The 17188-nt window shown below is 38.1% G+C and carries 13 protein-coding genes; all 13 read left to right on the top strand.

The window, feature by feature from the left end; genetic code table 11:
- Positions 1 to 10 precede the first annotated feature (10 nt).
- The 13 genes from MKY09_RS07330 to hemL all read left to right on the top strand — a co-directional run bounded on the left by MKY09_RS07330 (position 11) and on the right by hemL (position 17048).
- The gene (locus tag MKY09_RS07330) at positions 11 to 988 is read left to right on the top strand and encodes a BadF/BadG/BcrA/BcrD ATPase family protein (protein ID WP_342567985.1); all 978 of its coding nucleotides are present in this window, start codon (positions 11 to 13) and stop codon (positions 986 to 988) included.
- A gap of 9 nt (positions 989 to 997) precedes the next feature.
- Complete coding sequence (locus tag MKY09_RS07335) at positions 998 to 1945, top strand: GNAT family N-acetyltransferase (RefSeq protein WP_342567986.1); 948 nt, start codon at positions 998 to 1000, stop codon at positions 1943 to 1945.
- Between the two features lie 40 nt (positions 1946 to 1985).
- The gene (locus tag MKY09_RS07340) at positions 1986 to 3170 is read left to right on the top strand and encodes an anhydro-N-acetylmuramic acid kinase (protein WP_298471562.1); all 1185 of its coding nucleotides are present in this window, start codon (positions 1986 to 1988) and stop codon (positions 3168 to 3170) included.
- Positions 3171 to 4126: 956 nt separating this feature from the next.
- Positions 4127 to 5407, top strand: a complete 1281-nt coding sequence (tig, locus tag MKY09_RS07345) for a trigger factor (protein WP_169359863.1) — start codon at positions 4127 to 4129, stop codon at positions 5405 to 5407.
- 240 nt (positions 5408 to 5647) lie between these two features.
- On the top strand, positions 5648 to 6919 hold the full coding sequence (gene clpX / locus MKY09_RS07350; protein ID WP_251553451.1) for an ATP-dependent protease ATP-binding subunit ClpX: 1272 nt from the start codon (positions 5648 to 5650) through the stop codon (positions 6917 to 6919).
- 160 nt (positions 6920 to 7079) lie between these two features.
- A complete protein-coding gene (gene lon / locus MKY09_RS07355) occupies positions 7080 to 9395 on the top strand; it encodes an endopeptidase La (RefSeq protein ID WP_169359865.1) in 2316 nt (771 codons plus the stop codon).
- Positions 9396 to 9977, top strand: a complete 582-nt coding sequence (yihA, locus tag MKY09_RS07360) for a ribosome biogenesis GTP-binding protein YihA/YsxC (protein WP_169359866.1) — start codon at positions 9396 to 9398, stop codon at positions 9975 to 9977. It abuts the gene before it with no gap.
- A gap of 817 nt (positions 9978 to 10794) precedes the next feature.
- Positions 10795 to 12159, top strand: coding sequence for a glutamyl-tRNA reductase (gene hemA / locus MKY09_RS07365; RefSeq protein WP_169359867.1), 1365 nt, complete (start codon positions 10795 to 10797; stop codon positions 12157 to 12159).
- 83 nt (positions 12160 to 12242) lie between these two features.
- Entirely contained in the window at positions 12243 to 13073 is an 831-nt protein-coding gene (ccsA, locus tag MKY09_RS07370) for a cytochrome c biogenesis protein CcsA (RefSeq protein ID WP_169359868.1), read from the top strand.
- Positions 13074 to 13089: 16 nt separating this feature from the next.
- Positions 13090 to 14019: a hydroxymethylbilane synthase gene (gene hemC, locus MKY09_RS07375; protein WP_342567987.1), complete on the top strand. Its 930-nt coding sequence runs from the start codon at positions 13090 to 13092 to the stop codon at positions 14017 to 14019.
- Positions 14012 to 14767, top strand: coding sequence for a uroporphyrinogen-III synthase (locus MKY09_RS07380; RefSeq protein WP_342567988.1), 756 nt, complete (start codon positions 14012 to 14014; stop codon positions 14765 to 14767). The genes hemC and MKY09_RS07380 overlap by 8 nt, the downstream gene beginning before the upstream one ends.
- 5 nt (positions 14768 to 14772) lie before the next feature.
- Positions 14773 to 15756, top strand: coding sequence for a porphobilinogen synthase (gene hemB / locus MKY09_RS07385; protein ID WP_342567989.1), 984 nt, complete (start codon positions 14773 to 14775; stop codon positions 15754 to 15756).
- Positions 15756 to 17048 (top strand): glutamate-1-semialdehyde 2,1-aminomutase, encoded by a 1293-nt coding sequence (hemL, locus tag MKY09_RS07390; protein WP_342567990.1) that lies wholly within the window; start codon positions 15756 to 15758, stop codon positions 17046 to 17048. The genes hemB and hemL overlap by 1 nt, the downstream gene beginning before the upstream one ends.
- The last annotated feature ends 140 nt before the right edge of the window (positions 17049 to 17188 follow it).

Below are 17188 nucleotides of genomic sequence, written 5' to 3' on the forward strand. Positions count from 1 at the left end.
GGTGTAGAGAATGTATGTGTTAGGGATTGATGGCGGAGGAACGAAAACTACTGGAATCATTGCTACATCTAAAGGTGAAGTAGTAGCAAAAGCGACGGTTGGTGGAACTAATATTAATAGTATGGGGAAAATAGCTGTCCAATCAGAACTGCAAAAGCTTATAAGGGAACTAAAAGAATTGGCACCACAAAATTTCTTACTAGTAAAGCGTGTATTTGCTGGTATGGCAGGAGCGGGCAATATAACCAACCAAGACGCCTTAAAAGCCATACTACAACCTCTATTTTCTTCAGAGGTAAGTATTACTATAGACCATGATGCGATTACAGCACTTTATTCCGGGACAATAGGAAAACCAGGGATAGTCCAAATTGCTGGAACTGGAGCAATCACATACGGTGTGAATGAAGCCTCTGATCGAGCGCGTGTAGGAGGATGGGGCCATCTGTTTGGAGATCAAGGTAGTGGATATGCCATTGGTAGAGATGCATTAGAAGCTGCCTTTAAAGCGAGGGATGGTCTCATGGAACAAACATTATTGTCTGACCTACTTATCCAGCATTTCAATAAAGAAGAATTACCGGATATTATTCCGGTTATTTATCAGGCAGACAATCCGAAAAAGCTGATATCCTCGCTCACGGTACTTGTTATGAAGGCGGTAGAACGTAATGATTTATTGGCTAAGCATATCATCGATCATAATGGAGCAGAGCTTGGAATGGCGATATCTGCTATTGTAAAACAGCTATTCAGCCAAGGGAATGATGTTATACGAGTTGTTTTAGTAGGTGGACTTTTTAATAGATATGACATTTTGAAAGAATCAATCGAAAGAACGATTAAAAATGAAGGTATTCATGTAGATATAATCTTTCCAAAAATATTACCGGCTGGTGGGGCAGTAGTTGCTGCTCTTTTAGAAGAAAATATAGAAATAGATGAGTATTTTTTAGAAACATTTAATAGAACAAACTATGATAATTGAGGTGAAAGCATGCAGTTGATAGAATGGCGGTTAGATAGACTAGATGAATTGGTGAGTTTGTGGAATCAAGAGCTAGGTAGAGATTTTCCAATGCGAAAGGAGCTATTTGAGCAAAATAGTTTTAAGGATGAAAATATTTGCTATGATGCTTCGCGAATAGCTGTAAATGAGCAAGGTCAAATTATCGGGTTTGTAGTAGGTAAAAGGTGGCAGGAAGAATTAGAGATACCGATGAAGGATAAAACAGGCTGGATTCAAGTAATCCTTGTTCATCATGAGTACCGAAACAAGGGAGTCGGCTCTAATCTATTAAGGCATGCAGAGGACGCTTTTCAATTAGCTGGAATGCAGGAAATATTATTAGGAAAAGACCCATGGCACTATTTCCCTGGCGTCCCATTAGATAGCTATGAAGATTGGTTTGAAAAAAGAGGCTATCATTCTTTTGGAAAAGAGTTCGATATGCTCTGTAAATATGAAGGGGAGGTAGCGAAAGAATTACCTGCCCTTCCTAATGTTGAGTTTTCGATATTAAAGCATGAGGAAAAAGAGGCATTCCTTGCATTTTTACATCGATGCTTCCCAGGACGATGGGAATACGAGGCTCATCAATATTTCCAAAAGGGTGGGAATGGTAGGGAATTTGCCGTTCTTAAAAAAGAAAATAAGATTATTGGGTTTTCAAGAATTAACGATAATAGCTCGCCCTTAATCGCTCAAAACGTGTACTGGGCACCGCTATTCAGCCAAGAATTAGGCGGGGTAGGACCTTTAGGGGTCGATTCTGCGGAACGCGGGAATGGCTACGGTATAGCAATCGTACAAGCTGCTATAGCTTTTCTAAGAAATAGAGACATTAATCATATTGTCATTGATTGGACAGGGCTTGTCGATTTTTATCGTAAATTAGATTATAAGGTTTGGAAAGGCTATACCTCTTATAGAAAAGTACTCTAATATGCTTTTATTATAAATTTCTTTATAGGGAGAGATGTATTTGGAAGAGCAAACAAGCTATGTAGTTGGCCTTATGTCCGGAACATCACTGGATGGGGTAGATGCAGCTCTCATCAACATTATTGATATTAATGACAATTTGCAAATAGATTTAGTAACGTATTTGTCAGTCCCTTACTCAAGGGAACTAAAAGAAAGGCTTAGAGAAATTTGCACTCCTGAAATAGCAAAAGTAGCAGACATTAGTGGGATGAATATGTATTTAGCAGAAATCTTCTCTGAGGCTACCTTATCTATTATTCAACAAGCAAATTTAACGCCGAAAGATATTTTACTTGTAAGCTCCCATGGTCAAACTATCTTTCACCAGCCGACTTCCATTAACATTGAAGGAAGAGATGTTACATCTACTCTACAAATAGGGGACATAGCAGTAATTGCTGAACGTACCGGTATTACAACTGTTGGTGATTTTAGGACACGAGACATGGCTGTAGGGGGAGGGGGAGCTCCGTTAGTCCCTTATGCTGATCATATGCTTTATACGAATAAGAGTCATGGGAGAGTGCTCGTTAATATAGGAGGAATAGCTAACATAACTGTCCTTCCGAAAGGAGCTACAGCATCGGAGGTTATTGCATACGATACCGGTCCAGGAAATATGATCATTGATGCATTTGTCCATTGGGCAACAAATGGGAAGCGTGACTATGATCGCGAAGGGGCTATCGCAGCAAGCGGCAATGTGAATGAAAAATGGCTAACTAAGCTACTTGCTTATCCGTTCTTCCATCAGGATTACCCAAAAAGCACCGGTAGAGAGATGTTTGGAAGTCAATTTGCGAGAATGCTGTGGGACGAAGCTGAACATTTAGCTATTAGTCTGGATGATCGGATTGCTACCATTACTGCATTAACTGCACGGACGATTGCTACAGAGATTTTGAAATTCATTGAATCTGCACAGATAGAAGAAGTAATTGTTAGTGGCGGGGGGAGACATAATTTGACCCTTTTCAACAGCCTGCAAGTTTATATGTCAGATCGTGTTTCTGTGGTTGGAATGGAAGCATATGAAATAAGCGCAGATGCTAAAGAGGCGGTAATTTTCGCTTTATTAGGCTATCAATGCTTAAAGAAAAAAACAAATAACCTCCCTTCAGCTACCGGAGCTAAAAAAGCAGTTGTTATGGGCAAAATAGCTTGGGGAAATTCGATTGTGTAAGTGGATTTAATACAGGGATCGTAACCAAAAAGCATTTCTTCTGTACGGATTGCGAAAGTTGCATGTGCTATATAAGTAGGGATGAAAGAGACAGCTAACACATCAAAATTGCGCGTGTTAATGACGGGTGATGACTTATCGCTTACCACGTGAAATGCGTCCGAATAAAGGATAATCAATTCTACTCTATAAATATAAAAGCATTCTAAATGTCATAATTCTTATATTTGTAGCTTGCGTTAGCAAATCAAAATAAAAAATATAAGCTTTGTTAAAGTTATTGGTTGATTTTTACTAACAATTCTTTTTATAGTGACTGTAAACATAAACAAGGAACTTTCAAATGGCTATTAAGAACATAAATAGATGATGAAATTGGGGTTAGTGACAGTTTTTCAGCTGTTTATGTTAGTATTTGTTAGCGCTTTATCGATGCTAAAGCTGTTACCGTTTATTGATTGGAGCGCCAGACAGCGGCTCCTACGGGATGAGGGAGACAGATAAGACATCACAACCACGCGCGTAAGCGATGGTGGATGGCTTATCGCTCACCCCGAGGAAAGCGTCCGACCGGGAAGAAAAATCAATTCTACTCTCTGATTTAAGATTTCTCCTAACCTTTTACATAGCCAAATTATAAATTCAATTCATTTTATGAATAGGAAAGACAGTAATTCCGATTTTATAGTTGACAACCCTATAAGGATTAAAGGATTATAAGTAATGAAGGTTATCTGTTAGGTAATAGTTTTAAAACCTTTACATAGCATATAGAAAATAGTTTACTAGGAAAATAGGCGAGCTTACTTGTATATCAATAATGTTGAAAGTCTAGTCAGTTATGCTATAATATACAAGTTGTCAATATAATTAGTGAAAAACTGTCCTGTTAAGTTTCAAACTTTTAATATACAGGCTACTAAATTATTGTAATTTATTTATTGGAGGTAGAATAAATGTCAGTTAAATGGGAAAAACAAGAAGGAAATAATGGTCTTTTAACAGTTGAAGTTGCTGCTGATGTAGTGAACAAAGGTTTAGACCAAGCTTTTAAGAAAGTGGTTAAGCAAATTAATGCACCTGGTTTCCGTAAAGGAAAAATGCCACGCCCAATTTTCGAAAAAATGTACGGAGTTGAGTCTTTATACCAAGATGCATTAGATTTCATTCTTCCTGAAGCATATGCTTCAGCAATTGATGAGGCTGGAATCGATCCAGTAGATCGTCCAGAAATCGACATCGTAACTATGGAAAAAGGTCAACCTTTAGTGTTTACTGCTAATGTAGTAGTAAAACCAGAAGTAACTCTTGGCGATTACAAAGGTCTTGAAGTTACTAAGTTAGATCAAACAGTTACAGACGAAGAAATCGAAGAGCAACTTAAAGGGCATCAAGCTCGTTTAGCTGAATTAGTTGTAAAAGAAGATGCAATCGTTGAAGGTGACACTGCAGTAATCGACTTTGAAGGATTTGTAGACGGAGAAGCATTTGAAGGTGGAGCAGGACAAGATTATCCTTTAGAAATCGGTTCTAACTCTTTCATCCCAGGCTTTGAAGGTCAATTAGTTGGCGTTAAAGCTGGCGAATCAAAAGACGTAGAAGTTACATTCCCAGAAGAATATCATGCAGCAGAATTAGCTGGTAAAGCAGCAACTTTCAAAGTTACAGTTAAAGAAGTAAAAGGAAAAGAACTTCCTGAACTTAATGACGAGCTTGCTAAAGAAATTGATGCTGAGGTTGAAGGTCTTGAAGCTTTACGCACTAAGCTAAAAGAAGCAGCAACTGAAGAGAAAAAACAAATGTCTGAACAAAACCTTCGTGATGATCTAGTAGAAGCTGCAGCAGCAAACGCTACTATCGATATCCCAGAAGCTATGATCGAAACAGAAGTAGACCGCATGCTACAAGAATTTGGTCAACGTCTAGAGCAACAAGGTATGAACTTAGAGCTTTACTTCCAGTTCTCTGGTCAAGACGAAGCTGCTTTACGTGAGCAAATGACAGAAGATGCTAAAAAGCGTGTAAAAGTACAATTAACTATTGAAGCTATCTCAGAAAAAGAAGAGCTTCAATCTTCTGAAGAAGAGGTTAATGCTGAACTAGAAAAAATGAGTGCTCAATTCAATATGTCAGCTGATGATATTAAACGTGCACTTGGTGGTACGGAAGTTCTTGAAAAAGACCTTCGCTTCCAAAAAACTGTGGAATTCTTAGTAGAAAACGCTAAAATTTCATAATTACACATAACGCGTTATAATATAACAAGGTACAGCATCTGTCTGTGCCTTGTTTTATACATACATAACTTTTTTAGTATGGCGCTGTTGCTATCGTTGTCACTTGTATCTAGTCTGAATACTGCCTTGAGTAATGCAATCCGATGTTACAGCGTATATAGAATAAATCTTAAGCAAACTTATTATTTGATTCTGGACAAAGAATCTTGTAAGATAATGGCTTGAATAGGGGTGAATATTTTGTTCAAATTCAATGATGAAAAAGGGAACTTAAAATGTTCTTTTTGTGGCAAGCCACAAGAACAAGTTCGTAAACTTGTTGCAGGACCTGGAGTTTACATTTGTGATGAATGTATAGATCTATGTTCTGAAATAGTGGAAGAGGAACTTGGCACAGAAGAAGAAGTAGAGTTCAAAGAAGTTCCAAAACCAAAAGAAATTTTAGCTATTCTTGATGAATACGTAATTGGCCAAGAGCGAGCAAAAAAATCACTTGCAGTAGCTGTTTATAACCATTACAAACGTATTAATTCCAATAGCGTAATTGATGAAGTTGAATTATCTAAATCAAACATAGTTTTAATCGGACCAACAGGGAGCGGTAAAACTTTACTAGCTCAAACTTTAGCTAGAATTCTGAATGTTCCTTTTGCTATTGCAGATGCGACTTCATTAACAGAAGCTGGGTATGTTGGAGAAGATGTTGAGAATATCCTGTTAAAGCTTATTCAGTCAGCAGACTATGATATTGAAAGAGCAGAAAAAGGTATTATATATATAGATGAAATAGATAAAGTAGCTCGAAAATCTGAAAATCCTTCTATTACTAGAGATGTTTCAGGTGAAGGGGTACAACAAGCACTTCTAAAAATATTAGAAGGAACTGTTGCAAGCGTTCCACCACAAGGCGGACGTAAGCATCCTCATCAAGAATTCATTCAAATTGATACAACAAACATATTGTTTATCGTTGGAGGAGCATTTGATGGAATCGAACAAATTATTAAACGCCGTTTAGGTGAAAAAGTAATTGGTTTCGGTGCAGATCCAAATAAAGCAATAGTAGATGTAAAATCAGTATTATCCCAATTAATTCCTGAGGATTTACTAAAGTTTGGTTTAATCCCAGAATTTATAGGTCGTCTTCCAGTATTGGCTAGCTTAGAGCAATTGGATAACAATGCATTAGTACAGATTCTTACTGAGCCTAAGAATGCACTAGTGAAGCAATACCAAAAAATGATTGAGTTGGATAATGTTAAGTTAACATTTGAAGATGAAGCTTTAGTGGAGATTGCGAAAGAAGCTATTGAGCGTAAGACTGGTGCTCGTGGATTACGTTCTATCATTGAGAATACAATGCTAGACGTTATGTATGAATTACCATCTCGTGAAGATATTGTGGAATGTGTGATTACGAAAGAAACAATTACACAACACTCTCGTCCTAAGCTTTTATTGGAAGATGGGTCTGAACTTAAAGAAATAGACAACGAAAAAACATCGGCTTAATAGCCATTGAAAAAGCTGGCTTCCAAACTACGTGCACAGGCGCGAGCAAGGATGTCAGCTATTTCTCTTTATAACGTGAAATCTACCTCTTTTTATCCAGAGGATTTACTGTATTATTAGGATATATAAAGGATACAATATGATGGAGGTGACTTCCAAGATGGCAGAAAAGACGTATTACCCGGTATTACCCCTTCGTGGATTATTTATATTTCCTACCATGGTGCTTCATATAGATATAGGTCGCGAGCGCTCCATCGCCGCTTTGAATACAGCAATGGAACGTGAGGAAAAACTATTTCTTTCTGCTCAGAGGGATTTAGGTATTGAACAGCCAGTGCAAGAGGATATTTATGATGTGGGAATAATTGCACACATAAAACAAGTGGTTAAACTACCTAACGGAACGATGAGAGTTTTAGTGGAAGGTTTACAGCGTGCAATTTGGGATGAATATAAAGTGACGGATACAATTGATGAAGTTACTGTATCGGCTTATATTGAGCCTAAAAACGCTGATCAAGAAGATCAAGCTTTAATGCGTACTCTATTACATAATTTCGAAAAGTATTCTAAAGCTTCGAAGCACGTATCGGAGGAAACATATCGTTCAGTAGCTGATATTGAAGAACCAGGTAGATTAGCTGATATGATTGCAGCAGCTCTGCCGTTAAAGATTTCAGGCAAACAAGAGATTTTGGAAATTATGGATGTTAAAGAGCGCATGGAAACTTTAATCGTGCAGCTTTATAATGAACAAGAAATTTTGAATCTTGAGAAAAAAATTAACAATCGAGTTAAAAATGCGATGGAAAGAACACAAAAAGAGTTCTACCTCCGTGAGCAAATGAAGGCGATTCAAACAGAGCTTGGTGATAAAGAAGGTAAGACTGGCGAGGTTGCCGAGTTAAAAAAACGAATTGAAAAAGCAGGCTTACCTGAGTCTACTAAAAAGAATGTACTGAAGGAATTAGACCGTTATGAAAAGCTGCCAACTCAAGCTCCAGAAAGTGGAGTAATTCGTAACTATATTGAATGGATTGTCTCTATTCCATGGTCTAATTCTACAGAAGACCAGTTAGATATTAAACGCTCAGAGCAAATTCTAGATCGCGATCATGATGGATTAGAAACTGTTAAAGAACGTGTACTAGAATATTTAGCAGTTCGTCAATTGACTAAATCACTAAGAGGACCAATTCTTTGTCTGTCTGGGCCACCAGGAGTCGGGAAAACCTCATTAGCTAAATCTATTGCAGAGTCACTTGGTAGAAAATTCGTTCGTATCTCTCTTGGAGGGGTAAGAGATGAATCAGAAATCCGTGGACATAGAAGAACCTATGTAGGCTCTATGCCTGGTCGTATTATTCAAGGGATGAAAAAGGCAGGAACGATCAATCCGTTAATTCTCTTAGATGAAATTGACAAGATGTCCAATGACTTCCGTGGTGATCCTGCAGCTGCAATGCTAGAAGTGCTAGACCCAGAGCAAAATAACTCCTTTAGTGATCACTACATTGAGGAGACCTATGACTTATCCAATGTATTGTTTATTGCTACTGCTAATGATTTAAGCACAATTCCAGGTCCATTAAGAGACCGTATGGAAATTATATCAATTGCGGGATATACAGAAATTGAAAAGCTGTCTATCGCTAAAAATCACTTGCTACCAAAGCAGCTTAAAGAGCATGGATTAAAGAAAACTCAGCTTCAAGTGAAGGACGATGCACTTATAGATGTCATTCGTTATTATACTCGTGAGGCGGGTGTTCGTAGCTTAGAGAGAGTATTAGCTAATATTTGCCGTAAAGCAGCTCTGCTCATTGTTTCAGGTGATAAAAAACGAGTTACTATTTCCACAAAGAATTTGGAAGATACTATTGGTAAGCGAAAATTCCGTTATGGACAAGCTGAATCGGAAAATCAAGTAGGCGTTGCAACTGGTCTTGCTTATACAACAGTTGGTGGGGATACACTTCAAATAGAGGTCTCCTTATCAGCCGGATCAGGTAAATTACAGCTTACAGGTAAACTTGGAGATGTTATGAAGGAATCGGCTCAAACCGCCTTATCTTACGTTCGCTCTAAGGCAGCTGATTTCGGAATTGATCCTACCTTCCATGAAAATAAGGATATTCATATTCACGTACCAGAAGGTGCTGTTCCAAAGGATGGCCCATCTGCAGGTATAACGATTGTGACGGCACTTGTTTCTGCACTATCTAAACGACCAATTTTACGTGAGGTCGGGATGACTGGTGAGGTTACATTAAGAGGTCGAGTGTTGCCAATCGGTGGTTTAAAAGAAAAAACATTAAGTGCTCATCGCGCTGGCTTGACGACAATTATTTGTCCAAAAGACAACGAGCGTGATATTGAAGATATTCCAGAAAGTGTTCGCGAAGTATTAACATTCCATTTTGTTTCCGATGCTGAAGAGGTGCTTCAACTTGCATTAGAGGAGGCAAAATAAATGAAAATTCATAACGTCGAACTATTAATAAGTGCCGTAAGGCCAGCGCAATATCCAGAAGGTGACTTACCGGAATTTGCGCTTGCTGGGCGCTCCAATGTTGGAAAATCTTCGTTCATCAATAAGATGATTGGGAGAAAAAGCATGGCTCGTATTTCTTCCAAGCCAGGTAAGACACAAACACTGAACTTTTATAAGCTAGAAGAAGATCTGCTATTTGTCGATGTACCTGGATACGGATATGCAAAGGTATCAAAATCGGAACGTGCCGCGTGGGGTAAAATGATCGAAACTTATTTTACCTCTCGTGAGGTTCTAAAAGGTGTGCTATTAATAGTGGATTTAAGACATCCACCTACTAAAGATGACTGTATGATGTATGATTTCTTGAAGCATTACAACATTCCATGTATCGTAATCGCTACAAAAGCGGACAAAATTCCTAAAGGAAAATGGGACAAACATAAGAAGATTGTTAAAGACGAACTTCAAATGGATAAAAGCGATCCACTAATTGTTTTCTCTTCCGAAACTGGGCTAGGATTCGATGCAGCTTGGAAGGAAATCGAAACTAGAATGTAGTATTTTCATATACACTTTTTTTGCCTTAAATTAAGTCGTTAATAAGTCTAGATAAGATTAAAAAAGATTAATTGGGGAATACCATCCTTAGTTAATCTTTTTTTGTGCGAATAGTTAATCTAATAAAGCACCAATTACTAGCAAGCGTCGTTTAGATGAGCGGAAGGCATCCGCCGAGAGCTTAAACAAAAGGGTTGATTTGTAATACAAAGAAATTTTAAATCAGAGAGTAGAATTGATTTCCGCCCCAGCCGGACGCTTTCCTCGGGGTGAGCGATAAGCCCTCACCCATCGCTTACGCGCGTGGTTGTGAGGTCTTATCTGTCTCACTCATCCCGTAGGAGTCGCCGTCTGGTGCTCCAATCAATAAATGGAGCAGCTTTAGCATCCATAAAGCGCTAACAAATTTACTCCCAGAAACATAGCAAAAAATGTCACCAATCTCAATTTCATCATCTATATATGTTCTTAATAGCTATTTGAAAGTTCTTTTGTTTATGTCTACAGTCACTATAAAAAAGAATAGTTAGCAAAATCAACCAATAACTTTAACAAAGCTAAAAGTATTAAAAAGTATTAATTATCGTGATTTAATTAAAAATAGGAATTATGATAATGGTCAAAAATTAAAATTGAATAGTTAATCTTTTATAAACTTGGACAGAATGTTTGTATTGGCCAATCTTTTTTGCTATTATTAATTTATAATAATTCTAAATAAGATTTCATAGCTTGTTCACAAATGTCGAATTCTCTACTTGTGAACCTATGCTATAATAGGTCTTATGAAATGAACGTGAAAGGGTGACATGACTCCATGCACACACTAGTGGTAGGTGTCAATTATCGTACTGCACCTGTTGAGATTCGTGAAAAGCTTTCTTTTGTTGAAGCTGAGCTTCCAAATGCGATGCAGGCGTTACAAGAACAGAAAAGTATTTTAGAAAACGTTATTGTGTCTACATGTAACCGTACTGAAATTTACGCTACTGTAGATCAATTGCATACAGGAAGATACTACGTTAAACAATTTCTAGCAAATTGGTTCGATATCCCAATGGAGAACCTTTCTAGATATTTATTTATTCATGAAGATAATGAAGCAAATAATCACTTATTCCGTGTTACTGCTGGAGTCGACTCCATGGTTCTAGGCGAGACTCAAATTTTGGGACAAGTGAAGAAGAGCTTTTTAAATGGGCAAGAAAATGGGACAACTGGCACGATATTTAACCAATTATTTAAACAAGCAGTGACGTTTGCGAAACGTGCTCATGCGGAGACATCTATTGGTGAAAATGCAGTATCTGTTTCTTATGCGGCAGTTGAGTTAGGTAAAAAAATATTTGGTTCGTTAAATCATAAGCACGTGGTCATTCTAGGTGCCGGAAAAATGGGCGAGTTAGCTATCCAAAACCTACATGGTAGCGGGGCTGAAAAGGTAACCGTTATAAATCGTACGTATGAGAAAGCAAAGGAGCTTGCTTCTAAATTTGCTGGAAATGCTAAGCCGATGGACGAACTTCAATGTGCATTATTAGAGGCGGATATTCTTATCAGCTCTACAGGTGCTACTGAATATGTAATTGACCTGGAGCTAATGCAGTTCGTAGACCGTTTACGTAAAGGGAAGCCTTTATTCATGGTAGACATTGCTGTACCGAGAGACTTAGATCCACGTATCGGTGATTTACCAAACGTGTTCTTATATGATATTGATGATCTTCAAGGAATTGTAGAAGCGAATCTTGCAGAAAGAGAACGTGCTGCAGTCCAAATCAATAAAATGATTGAGACAGAAATTGATCAGTTTAATGAATGGGTAGCTACGCTTGGAGTAGTGCCAATCATATCTGCATTACGTCAAAAAGCTAACAGAATTCAAATGGAAACAATGAGTTCTATTGAAAACAAGATGCCGAACTTATCTGATCGTGAACGAAAAATATTAAATAAACATACGAAATCAATTGTTAATCAGCTTTTAAAAGAGCCAATACTACAAGCTAAAGAGCTTTCTACTTCTAAAAATCCAGGTGAACAGCTTCAATTATTCCAACAGATCTTTGGTATTGAGGATGATGTAAAGAAGGAAGTAGAAAGCCAAGCTGAAAAAGCAAAAATTAATTTGAAGCAAGCGTTAATGCATCAAGATTTAAAAGAGAACTTAACGTTCAATTAATCTAAAGGAGGTGTTTTTGTATCTTTATGGAAACTAGAGAGATATAAAAACGCCTTTTTTGTTGTACAAAGGGAGAAATTTATATGGCTGATTTGACGATGACACGGCTCCACGAGATTATGGTCGTCCTTCAATCCGTTAGCCTTGTCTTCTATTTTATAGATTATCTTAATAAGGATCGGCAAGTTCATCGCTTGGCGGTAGGGCTTCTTTCCATCGTCTGGCTACTTCAAACGGTGTTTTTAGTGTTGTATATGGTTGAAATGAAGCGCTTTCCAATTTTATCGTTGTTTGAAGGGATTTACTTTTATGCATGGCTCATCATTTTGCTTTCCTTAGTCATGCAGCTAGTTTTCAAATCAGATTTGCCTGGATTCTTTTTAAATATTATTGGTTTCATATTTATGACTATCCATACATTTGCCCCGAGTCAATTGGAGCAATCTCCAGTAGGTGATGCACTCCGATCGGAGTTATTATTCATTCACATTACATTTGCATTTTTAGCATACGCAGCATTTGCTTTATCGTTTGTTTTTTCTATTCTTTATTTGATATTGTATAGAGTGTTGAAGAAGAAAAAGTGGACAAAGCAATTTAGTAGATTACCTTCACTACAGCATGCGGAAACAGGAATGACTCTGTCTATTATTACTGGAATACCTTTATTGTTTGTAAGTCTCGTTCTTGGGTTACAATGGGCTTATATATCTTTAAATGAGTTTTCTATATTTGATTTTAAGATTGTTAATTCCTTTATTCTATTAGTTCTATATATTGTCGTTCTTTTAATAAGAAAGGGTGTACGATATAAAGGAACGAATTATGCGTGGATTCACGTATATGCATTTTTATTTGTTATAATTAATTTTTTACTAGGTAGTCAATTATCACAATTCCATTTTTGGTATTAAGAAAGGTAGCGTGTTTATGCGTAAAATTATTGTAGGTTCAAGAAGAAGTAAATTAGCTCTAACACAAACGAAATGGTTTATTCAACAAATGAAAGATATGGGCGCACCATTTGAGTTTGAAATAAAAGAGATTGTTACAAAGGGAGATCAAATCTTAAATGTAACACTTTCCAAAGTTGGAGGGAAAGGTCTATTCGTTAAGGAAATTGAGCAAGCGTTATTTGACAAGGAAATAGATTTTGCCGTACATAGCATGAAGGATATGCCATCAGTCTTGCCTCCTGGCTTAGTAATGGGATGTACTCCTAAGCGTATCGATGAACGTGATGCTTTCATTTCTACAGGACATGTGAAGCTAATGGATTTACCTAAGGGAGCTATTGTAGGGACAAGTAGTCTACGCAGAAGCGCTCAATTACTATTATTACGTCCAGATATCGAGATTAAGTGGATACGAGGCAACGTGGATACAAGGCTGCAAAAGCTTCAAGATGGAGAATATGACGCTATAATCTTAGCAGCAGCTGGACTTAAACGACTTGGCTGGAGTGACGAAGTAGTAACAGAGTATATTTCCGTTGAGGATTGTGTTCCAGCGGTAGGGCAAGGGTCATTGGGAGTTGAATGTCGTGAAGATGACAAGGAGCTTCTAAATGAGCTTCAAAAACTTTCAGACAAAGAAACTTGGGATACCGTTCTTGCTGAACGTACATTTTTAGCTGCTATGGATGGCGGATGTCAGGTTCCGATAGCAGGGCATGCTGTTATGAATGGCAATGAGATTACGTTCACTGGACTTATTGCAGCACCAGATGCGTCTGTTGTGTACAAAGAAGTAGTATCTGGAACAAACCCAGTAACAGTAGGGAAAGAAGCGGCACGAATTTTAACGGAACAAGGAGCTTTCGATTTAATCCAAAAGGTTAAGGCTGATTTAAATGTTTAAAAATTCACCTCTACAAAATGAGCATATCATTTTTACAGGGGTGAATAGATCAGATGAGGCAGCAAACCTTACAGCTAGTTTAGGAGGGGTTCCCTATGTGGCACCCTTCATAGCTACTAAGGAAATTGTGGAGCCCGAAGACAAAGATAAACTCTTAAACAGTAAAACTTACCAATGGTTTATATTTACGAGTCAGGCTAGTGTAGCTGCTTTTCATCAAAAGATGCTTACCTATCATTTAGGTGTAGAAGCTTTTCAGGTTAAAATGGCCGCTGTCGGTTCAAAAACGGCGTCAGCTCTCGAGAAAATTGGATTTAAAATAGATTTTATGCCGACTACCTTCAGTGCAGATGTTTTTATTAAAGAATTTCCACGCGTAGCAGCACCGGAAGATACATGTTTGTATTTCCGAGGGAATCTTGCAAAAAATACAATTACAGAGGGTCTGGTCAATTCAGTTGATGAATGGACAGTCTATGAGACCGTGATGCTAGAAGATAATGTAGAGATGGTGAAGGAGCTTTTAACTAGTGGGAAAAGCTGCTCGGTAGTGTTCACAAGTCCTTCTTCGGTGAATGCCTTTCATCAAACGATTGGCAAGGATCTAGGCTATAATAGCTTTACCGTGTGTGCTATTGGTCATATAACGAAAAACCATTTAAAATCATTAGGTGTTACCGTGCAGGTAATGCCTAAAACCTATACTTTAACAGAGGTAGTAAATGCGCTAGCTCAATGGAAGGGATGAATGTAATGACAGACTTATATTTTCAACGTCACCGCCGTTTAAGACAATCGGCTGGTATTAGAGCAATGGTAAAAGAAACTTACTTACATAAAGAGGATTTAATCTATCCGATTTTCGTTATGGATGGAGAGAATATTAAAAATCCCGTTAACTCCATGCCGGGAGTTTTCCAATTTTCATTAGATCGTTTAGGTGAAGAAGTAGATGAGGTCGTTTCTTTAGGAATCCCATCCGTTATTTTATTTGGTTTACCTGCAACAAAGGATGCGGAGGGAACTCAAGCGTATCACGATCATGGAATAGTGCAAAAGGCAATTCGCTTGATCAAGGAGCGTCATCCAAACTTAGTTGTTATAGCTGATACTTGCCTATGTGAATTTACGGATCACGGTCATTGTGGAGTAGTAGATGAGCATGAAAGAATACTGAATGACCCATCATTAGACTTGTTAGCAAAGACAGCTGTAAGTCAGGCTCAAGCTGGAGCAGATATTATTGCACCTTCTAACATGATGGATGGATTTGTAACTGCTATTCGTCAAGGATTAGACAGAGCTGGTTTTCACGATGTACCAATTATGTCGTATGCAGTTAAATACGCATCCGCTTATTACGGTCCATTCCGTGAAGCGGCAGATGGAGCTCCTAAATTTGGAGACCGTAAAACTTATCAAATGGATTATTCTAACCGAATGGAAGCTATACGCGAAGCCACTTCTGATATCGAAGAAGGAGCAGATTTCTTAATCGTAAAACCAGCATTAGCGTATTTGGATATTATTCGTGATGTTAGAAATAGCTTCGACGCCCCTATTGTGGCATATAACGTAAGCGGAGAATATGCAATGGTGAAGGCTGCTGCCATCAATGGCTGGATAAACGAAAAAGAAACAGTTTTAGAAACGTTAACAGGAATGAAACGTGCTGGAGCAGATATCATCTTAACGTATCATGCTAAAGATGTAGCGCGTTGGTTGGAGGAGAAATAATGTCTAAATCATACAAATTATCTAAAGAAGCATATGCAGAAGCAAAGGACTTAATGCCAGGTGGCGTAAATAGTCCGGTTCGTGCGTTTAAATCGGTCGACATGGATCCGATTTTCATGGAAAGTGGAAAAGGCGCTATCTTGAAAGATATTGATGGTAATGAATACATTGATTACGTACTTTCTTGGGGACCACTTATTTTAGGTCATACGGAGCCTAATGTCGTGAAGGCAATTCAAGATGTAGCTGCAACTGGGACTAGCTTTGGAGCATCTACGTTAGTTGAAAACAAACTTGCAAAATTAGTTATGGAGCGAGTGCCATCTATTGAAATGGTCCGTATGGTTTCCTCTGGTACAGAGGCTACTATGAGTGCTTTGCGATTAGCTCGTGGTTACACTGGCCGCAACAAGATTTTAAAATTTGAAGGGTGCTACCATGGACATGGAGACAGCCTGCTTATTAAAGCCGGTTCTGGTGTTGCTACACTAGGTCTTCCAGATAGCCCAGGTGTTCCTGAGTCGATTGCTAAAAATACGATTACGGCACCTTATAATGACATTGAGAGTGTTCGCTATGTGTTTGAAAACTTTGGTGACGATTTAGCAGCAGTTATTGTGGAGCCAGTGGCAGGTAATATGGGAGTTGTACCTCCAATTGAAGGATTCCTCGAAGCATTGCGTGAATTAACAGAGAAAAATGGAACAGTTTTAATCTTTGACGAAGTAATGACTGGTTTCCGTGTAGATTATAACTGTGCACAAGGACATTTTGGTATTACTCCAGATTTGACTTGTCTAGGTAAAGTAATCGGAGGTGGCCTACCAGTAGGAGCTTTCGGTGGGAAACGCGAAATCATGGAAATGATTGCACCAGCAGGATCTGTATATCAAGCAGGTACCCTATCAGGGAATCCTCTGGCGATGACAGCAGGCTATGAGACATTATCACGCTTGAACGAGGATACGTATAAGTATTTCGTAAAGCTTGGTGACATGCTTGAAAAAGGGTTCAGAGAAGCTGCAAGCAAATACAACATTCCTCATACAGTAAATCGTGCTGGTTCTATGATCGGCTTCTTCTTCACTAATGAAAATGTAGTGAATTATGACGTAGCTAGAACAGCAGACTTAGACTTATTCGCAAAATACTATCGTCTAATGGCTGAGGAAGGAATCTATTTACCACCTTCTCAATTTGAAGGAATGTTCCTTTCCACTGCGCACACCGAGGAGCATATTGAAAAAACAATTCAAGCCTTCCATACAGTGTTTGAAAAGTTAGCTCGATAATAAATATTGAACAGACAAACGTTCTAAGCAATTAGAATGGCTTGTCTGTTTTTTTATTCTCTTTTATATTTACAAATAGCTGTAAGAAGAGGCGAAACTCCTTGAAAGAAAGCGAAGACTGGGGGTAAAACTTTTGAAAA

It is taken from the genome of Psychrobacillus sp. FSL K6-4046 (assembly GCF_038624605.1).
GTDB lineage: Bacteria > Bacillota > Bacilli > Bacillales_A > Planococcaceae > Psychrobacillus.

Bases quoted from the DNA above. Each gene is read 5' to 3' on its own strand.
- MKY09_RS07380 (WP_342567988.1), top strand. From the start codon at position 14,012: ATGTTTAAAAATTCACCTCTACAAAATGAGCATATCATTTTTACAGGG.
- hemC (WP_342567987.1), top strand. From the start codon at position 13,090: ATGCGTAAAATTATTGTAGGTTCAAGAAGAAGTAAATTAGCTCTAACA.
- hemB (WP_342567989.1), top strand. From the start codon at position 14,773: ATGACAGACTTATATTTTCAACGTCACCGCCGTTTAAGACAATCGGCT.
- lon (WP_169359865.1), top strand. From the start codon at position 7,080: ATGGCAGAAAAGACGTATTACCCGGTATTACCCCTTCGTGGATTATTT.
- yihA (WP_169359866.1), top strand. From the start codon at position 9,396: ATGAAAATTCATAACGTCGAACTATTAATAAGTGCCGTAAGGCCAGCG.
- MKY09_RS07330 (WP_342567985.1), top strand. From the start codon at position 11: ATGTATGTGTTAGGGATTGATGGCGGAGGAACGAAAACTACTGGAATC.
- MKY09_RS07335 (WP_342567986.1), top strand. From the start codon at position 998: ATGCAGTTGATAGAATGGCGGTTAGATAGACTAGATGAATTGGTGAGT.
- hemA (WP_169359867.1), top strand. From the start codon at position 10,795: ATGCACACACTAGTGGTAGGTGTCAATTATCGTACTGCACCTGTTGAG.
- hemL (WP_342567990.1), top strand. From the start codon at position 15,756: ATGTCTAAATCATACAAATTATCTAAAGAAGCATATGCAGAAGCAAAG.
- ccsA (WP_169359868.1), top strand. From the start codon at position 12,243: ATGGCTGATTTGACGATGACACGGCTCCACGAGATTATGGTCGTCCTT.
- tig (WP_169359863.1), top strand. From the start codon at position 4,127: ATGTCAGTTAAATGGGAAAAACAAGAAGGAAATAATGGTCTTTTAACA.